Origin of the sequence: Methanofollis sp., from assembly GCF_028702905.1 — an archaeon.
In the GTDB taxonomy this organism is placed as follows: domain Archaea; phylum Halobacteriota; class Methanomicrobia; order Methanomicrobiales; family Methanofollaceae; genus Methanofollis.
Genome location: NZ_JAQVNX010000113.1, coordinates 1 through 6,214 on the forward strand (window position 1 = coordinate 1; position 6,214 = coordinate 6,214).

7 protein-coding genes are annotated in these 6,214 nt (G+C 57.7%); 3 read left to right on the forward strand and 4 right to left on the reverse strand.

Going from position 1 to position 6,214, the window contains the following annotated elements:
* The first annotated feature begins 469 nt into the window (after positions 1-469).
* Genes PHP59_RS10840 through PHP59_RS10850 form a run of 3 tightly spaced genes read left to right on the forward strand, consistent with a single transcriptional unit; the run spans position 470 to position 1,685 of the window.
* Positions 470-799, forward strand: a complete 330-nt coding sequence (locus PHP59_RS10840; protein ID WP_300166841.1) for a transcriptional regulator — start codon at positions 470-472, stop codon at positions 797-799.
* On the forward strand, positions 800-1,330 hold the full coding sequence (locus tag PHP59_RS10845) for a hypothetical protein (protein ID WP_300166843.1): 531 nt from the start codon (positions 800-802) through the stop codon (positions 1,328-1,330).
* 1 nt (position 1,331) lies between these two features.
* On the forward strand, positions 1,332-1,685 hold the full coding sequence (locus tag PHP59_RS10850; RefSeq protein WP_300166845.1) for a type II toxin-antitoxin system PemK/MazF family toxin: 354 nt from the start codon (positions 1,332-1,334) through the stop codon (positions 1,683-1,685).
* Between the two features lie 452 nt (positions 1,686-2,137).
* Here the strand turns inward: PHP59_RS10850 and PHP59_RS10855 are convergent, their stop codons facing one another.
* From PHP59_RS10855 to PHP59_RS10870, 4 genes are all read right to left on the reverse strand, one after another.
* Positions 2,138-2,743 carry a helix-turn-helix domain-containing protein gene (locus PHP59_RS10855; protein WP_300166847.1) on the reverse strand — a complete coding sequence of 202 codons (606 nt, stop codon included), beginning with the start codon at positions 2,741-2,743 and terminating at the stop codon, positions 2,138-2,140.
* A 2-nt stretch (positions 2,744-2,745) separates the two neighbouring features.
* Positions 2,746-5,487, reverse strand: a complete 2,742-nt coding sequence (alaS, locus tag PHP59_RS10860) for an alanine--tRNA ligase (RefSeq protein ID WP_300166849.1) — start codon at positions 5,485-5,487, stop codon at positions 2,746-2,748.
* A gap of 59 nt (positions 5,488-5,546) precedes the next feature.
* Positions 5,547-5,870 (reverse strand): SWIM zinc finger family protein, encoded by a 324-nt coding sequence (locus PHP59_RS10865; protein ID WP_300166851.1) that lies wholly within the window; start codon positions 5,868-5,870, stop codon positions 5,547-5,549.
* The coding region (locus tag PHP59_RS10870) for a Nif3-like dinuclear metal center hexameric protein (protein WP_300166853.1) at positions 5,867-6,214 on the reverse strand (348 nt) is incomplete at its 5' end. The genes PHP59_RS10865 and PHP59_RS10870, both read right to left, overlap by 4 nt.

A 6,214-nucleotide genomic window follows, 5' to 3' on the forward strand; every position in this document is an offset into this window, starting at 1 on the left:
TTGCCCTGCAAGAACAGAATCTTGTCGGGGTATCAGGTGCGGAACGCGCCTTTGGGCCTGTGGACTTGCCTCAGTAGAGGGAGGATGAAGCAGGAAGCCACGCCCTTCAGGGCGTGGTAGTTCACTCAGTCGCCGTATCAGTGACATCGATCCGCCGCTTCAAAAAAAGCGTTTTACCAGATCGATTACTTCCTGTGGGGCTGACATGGCGAATCAAGATTGAGATGCCTCCTTTCATCCGATAAATATTTGGATATTTATCCAAATGGAACTTTAATCCCTCAGGATGGTGATATTCTTCAAAATGAGTCACAAAGCACGATGCCGCTGTTTGAAGAAGGATGGCGATGTGCCGTACCTGAGCACCAGCGCACGAACCATTTGCACTAACAATCATATAGTACCGAATCCATCAATTAATTTAAACTTCAAGTCAATGATACCACAGGACGATCTGACGGAGGTCAATATGAAAGGAAATCTTCTGGATGTCGTGGATGGGGCTGAAAATTTAAACGCGAATGCATTCTCACTGACCAGAATAAAAATACTCTGGGCTTTATCCGAACTCGGTGAGGACGGCGCAACCGCACGGCAGATAAAGAACAGTTTAAAGATCGGCAATGACGGATCCACCTACTCGAATGTCAATGCTCTCGTCGAGATGGGATATCTCAGGATGGAAAAGGTGACCTTTGAATCCAGAACTCTTGAACTGTACACAATTACTCCTGCGGGCCTCGAAGAGTGGAACAAAATAAAAAAATGGCTGGACATGCTTGTGTGTGGTGATGCGTAAATGGGAGACTGGAAAAAGACGATTGCAGCATTTCGAGAGATGAATTTTTCCCTGGACAGAGACGACTTTGAGAGCAAACTGATCGCGCAGAAAACAGTTTGTCTCCTTCAGATGAAAAATGTGGATTTTCAGTATCCTTTCAATCTGTATATCAGGGGCCCTTATTCTCCGAATTTCACCAGGGATTACTACTCCCACCCACAGGAATTTAAAAAAGGAGACAGCGATGTTTCCCTCTCACCCGAAGAGACCGAAGTGGTACGCTCTCTCAATACGATATTTCAGAAAACTCCTTCTCTCCTTGAGATTGGTGCGACCTATGCCCTGCTCGTAAAAAATATGGGCAGATCCCCTGTCGAAGCACTCCGTATTGTCAAACATGAGAAGGGATTTTATCGGGACACCCAGATCGCAAAAGGAGTCTCCAAAGTCAAGGAATTTTTGTTTGAGCCGACTGCGGAAGACCTGGAGTGGCTGAGGGGTGAAGTTGGACCGATGCAGAAGGCGTCGGTTCGGTCTCTGAGGTACTGACATGGCGCTCCCCCGCCCCCGAGAGGTGTGGTTCATCGAACTTGAGGAGACCAGAGGACATGAACAGTCCGGAAATCGTCCGGTGGTTGTCCTGGCCAGATCATTCGGGATGCACGTAATCATTCCTTTTACCACATCTCACAACGCGGGGAATTTTCCTCACACTCACATGGTCGAACCTGATGGCGGAAATGGTCTTCGCAATGTAAGTTTTGCACTGTGCTTTCAGATACTCTCCCTTGATGAAGAGCGGTTCCTGAAAAAACTGGGCGTGTTATCAGAGAGCGATTTTTCCTGCATACAGGCGATACTGATGGACCTGTTCGGGTTCGATGACCAGTTCAAGGGGCCATAAAAAGCGGTGAACCCTTCCCTACTTCGTCCCACCCACCTTACGGTGGCCTCATCCTTTTCGGGAAGGACTTACTCACATGCATACCTACTCTTAGCGTCTATTTTGATTTTTCCTTCAAAGTCTCCTGGGCGGGTAATATATGGAGAGACTGATAGCCCGCCATGCTCTGTCCTCCCTGACATTCCCCCTCAAGGGATGGGTGAGCATCTCTGTCGGGTGAAGTCGGCATCCCCGCCTGCGCCCTATCGGTCGCTCCTCGAAGATCTATGAGATCTTCTCATGCTCGCTGTCGCTCGCACACCCCGCCGGGGCAGTCCTTGCGATTGTGATGAGGAAAGTTCGGCGGTCAGAAATTCTGTGTTCGGGCGTCTTCCGTGTGACGACCACACTCTCCGCTACGTCGCTCCCCTATACTCAAAAAAAAATTCAAAAAAGAACGGAAAGAGCGCCTCTCACACCCTGCTCTTTCTCCGCCGATAGTACGTGAAGTACAGATACACCTCATAGACGAGGAGTACAAGGAGCACCGTGCTCCCCCCGAGGAAGAAGGCGAGGACCGAGGTGTCGACCCCACCAAGGAAGCCCTCCCCTCCTGCTTTGGGTGCGGCCCCGAGAGGGGCACCCTCGTTGAACGCCACCATCCGCGGCATGGGTTCGGGCGCCGGCGGCATGAGCATCGGCATCACCACCGCCGCGATGACGGTCGCAAAGACGATGACCCCGAAGAGGGAGGCGTACTTCAGGAGGATCGCCCTGATGTCTTTCACCTGCGGGGCGACGATGAGGAGAGTGTCGGTGAGGCCGTAGACCTTCATCTCACGCCCCTTCGAGCTCCACTTCGTTCTGACGATCTTGATCAGGCCCGCGTCGGCCAGGTTCTCGATATGGTATTTGAGGGTGGTGATGGGGATGGAGAGGTGGTCGGCGATCTCGGCGGCGCTGAGCGGCCCCTCCTTCAGGTCGGAGAGGATATCGTTCGCCGTCTGACTCGCCATCGCCTTCGCGATCTTCTTCGCCCGCTCGTCGCCGGGCTCCAGCACCACAACCTCTTCCGTCATTGTCAGCTATGCAGTTTCGCTTCGATCAGGGACCGGCCGAGAGTAAGTGCCTCGCCGATCTTTCCGGCCTCGGGACCGCTGCCCTGAGCAAGCTGGGGCTTTCCGCCGCCCTTGCCGCCGAGGGCCGCACAGACATCCCTGATGACCTCAATCGCATTCAGTTCGGGAACCGGGGACGCCATCACGGCATGCACACGGTCGTTCCCGCCGACAAGGAGCGCGACCTCGCCGTTCTCCGCAAGCCTTGATGCCAGCGCCACCAGTTCCTGCGGCGGCAGGTCGACCTGCTTCACCACGATACGGTGGCCCTCGATCTCCTCCGCCTCAAGCTGCTGCGCCTCCAGGTCCACGACCTTCTGCTGCAGCCTCTCGATATCCTTCCTCTGCTCCTTCCACTCGGTGAAGAAGCGGGTCACACTGGTGGGCAGGTTCTCCTGCTGGACGCTGAGGATCTCGGCAGACTGGGCGATGAGCTCCTTCACGTGCTGCATCGCGTAGATCGCTGCAATACCCGCGGAGAACTCCAGCCTCTCGATACCGTCCTGGATGTGCTCGACCCGCAGGATCGCGATCGGCCCGACCTCGCCGGTGGAGCGGCAGTGCGTGCCTGCACAGGCCTCCACGTCCCCGGCCACCTGGACGACCCTGATCAGCTTGCCCGGCGGGACACCGCCCTGATACAGGCCGAAGCCGTACTTCTGCTCGGCACGCGTCCTGTCCTCCCAGGTGATGTAGACCGGGGCATTGTCCATCACGATCTGGTTCGCGCGGACCTCGATCCTCTTCAGTTCTTCGGGGGTGATATGCTTGAAGTGCCTGATATCGACCCTCGACGTATCGATCCCCTTCTGGGCGCCGGCCTGGTGGATATGGGCGCCGAGCACCTCTTTGGTGGCGTGGAGGATGATATGGGTCGCGGTGTGGTGGCGCATCAGCGACCAGCGCCGCTCCTCGTCAACGATACCCTTGACGCGGTCGCCGCGCTTGAGAATGCCGCCCTGCACCTTGTGGAGGATCACCTCGCCGAGCTTGATCGTCTCCTCCACCCGCACCATGCTCTCCGCGGTGACGAGGGTGCCCGTGTCGAAGGGCTGACCGCCGCCTTCCGGATAGAAGAGGGTCTGGTCGAGGACCGCATAGCCGTCGAAGTAGTCGATGACCATTGCCTCGAACTCGACGTCTGCCGGCTGATCATAGTAGAGCTTCTTCGTTGCCGGGAGACCGGCGACACGCTCGCGGTACTTTGCCAGCGGGTCGGCCTCCTTCTCCGCATGGTTCTCCGAGTGGAGGTCGGCGATCTGCGAGTAGAAGTTGTCCGGGATCTCGACGACCGCACCCTCCTGTGCAGCGATCTCCTTCACCATCTCGGGCGGGATGCCGTGCGAGTCGTACAGGGTGACGACCTCCTGCAGGGGGATCCGCTCGCTCTTCTTCTTGTAGGTGCGGGCGATCCTCTGGACAATCCGTGCGCCGCGGGCGAGAGTCGCCGCGTACTTCTCCACCTCGCGGTCGAGAATCTCGCGGACGACCTTGACGTCCTGCTGGAAGGCGTCAAGCCCGACGATCTTCATCTGCATCTCGACGAGGTCGGCGAGGCTGCCCTTGAGTTCGAGGTCTGCCATCATCCTGAGGGTGCGGCGGATCACGAGTCTGACAAGATAGCCCTCGCGGACATTCGAGGGGACGATGCAGTCGCCGAGCATATAGGCGAGGCAGCGGGTGTGGTCGGCGATCGCGTAGATCTTCTCGATCGGCGTGATCATCTTGTCCAGCTTTTCCAGGGGGACATCGATCGTGGCGGCGACCTTCTTTCTGAGCTGATAGAGGTTCGGGCCGCTGATGTCCATCAGGCCGGCAAACTTTGCGTTGAGGCTGAGGATCTTCGTGAACTCCTTGTTGTCGAGGAGGTGTTCGAGGCCTGCCGCGTGCATCAGGTGGCTGACCATCTCAGGGAAGACGGCGTCGTACACCGTCGGCGACCCCTTCGACGCCCAGGTGATCCTCTCAAGGCCGTAGCCGGTGTCCACGATCCGCATCTTCATCGGATAGTACGGCTCGCCCTCCAGCATGACCGGTTCCTGGTCGTTTTTCTCCCGCGTCAGGCTCATGAAGACGAGGGTCGCGACTTCGAGGCCGCCGATGAGCACCTCGACAGAGGCGCCGGCATTGCCGCCGCCGATCCAGGGGTTTTCCTTGAAGGTGACTTTCTTCAGGTCGGCACCGATCGAGGCGAGGAACTCGTCACAGAGTTCGACCGTCCGGTCCTTCCAGTAGATATCCTCGGCTGGCGAGTTGAAGGCGTGATGCGCCATCATCTCGAAAAGGGTCAGGTGCCTGCCCGACCTGCCGACAGAGTCGAGGTCGTTGAGCCTGATGCAGGGCTGCGAGATCGTCAGCGGGTTTGCCGGAGGGGGCACGAGACCGCTCGTCACGAAGGGCTGGAAGTCTGCGATCGAGGCGATGGTCAGATAGATATCGTCACGCCAGCGGGCGACGACAGGGTAGCGCTCGATACGCGTGTGGCCATGCCGCTCGAAAAACGAAAGAAACGCCTCCCTCATCTCGTCCAGGGAATGCGGCTGAAAAACGGGGTTGCCGATAAAGGCATACGGCTCGCAGGGTGCATCCCCGCAGGTCTCCCGGGACGGGTCTCTGGTCCAGAACGCCGACCCGCACTTGGTGCAGACCTTCCGCACGAAGCCCTGGGATTTAAAATATTCAAGCTGATACTCTTCTTCGAGCATTCAAAACCACGTCTTATTACTTATTATTCGGTAATGGATGATTATATTGTTTATCGTGTTCACCGGATCATCTTCCATCGATCGATGTACCAACCGTCTTTTTCCTGATATGACCCTGCTGCTACGGCGATCTGCACGGCAAGGATGTGCCAGCAGCACCGCCCCCGGTAGATGAAGTCCTTGCAGGTGCAGAAATCGTCCTCGACGATGTACTCGTCCGAACAACCGGTGACGACAAAGAAGTCGTCGTACTTCCGCACCAGGCCGCCGTCGACTGCTGCGAGCGCCTTTTCCCCCCGGCCCCTGTAGGAACGACAGATTTGCTCCCTGACCGGCGGGGTCAGGCCGCCCGCGTCCCTGATCTCCTGCCAGATATCCTTCATGGAAGGGTCGTGACTGTCGGCCGATCATCGATGTACTGCCAGCCCTCCCTCTCCGCGAGTGCCTGCATTCCCGGGGCCTCCAGGGCATAGTGGGTCGACTCGATGCAGGGGATCGGCGAAGCCCGCGCCACATGGTGCTTCAGTTCTGCCGAGAGAAAGGCCTCGGCGCCGAGGCCGACGGCCTCCTCGATGAGGGCCGGGTCAAAGCCGCTCCCGCCGACGACTGCAAGGGTGGCGGGGTCGCGTGCGTCGCCGTACACCCTGACATTCCCGCCGATGCGGGCGGCCATCTCCCTGAGGGTGCAGGTGCAGGTGCCGACGCGTCCAAGCGACATCGGCCGCAC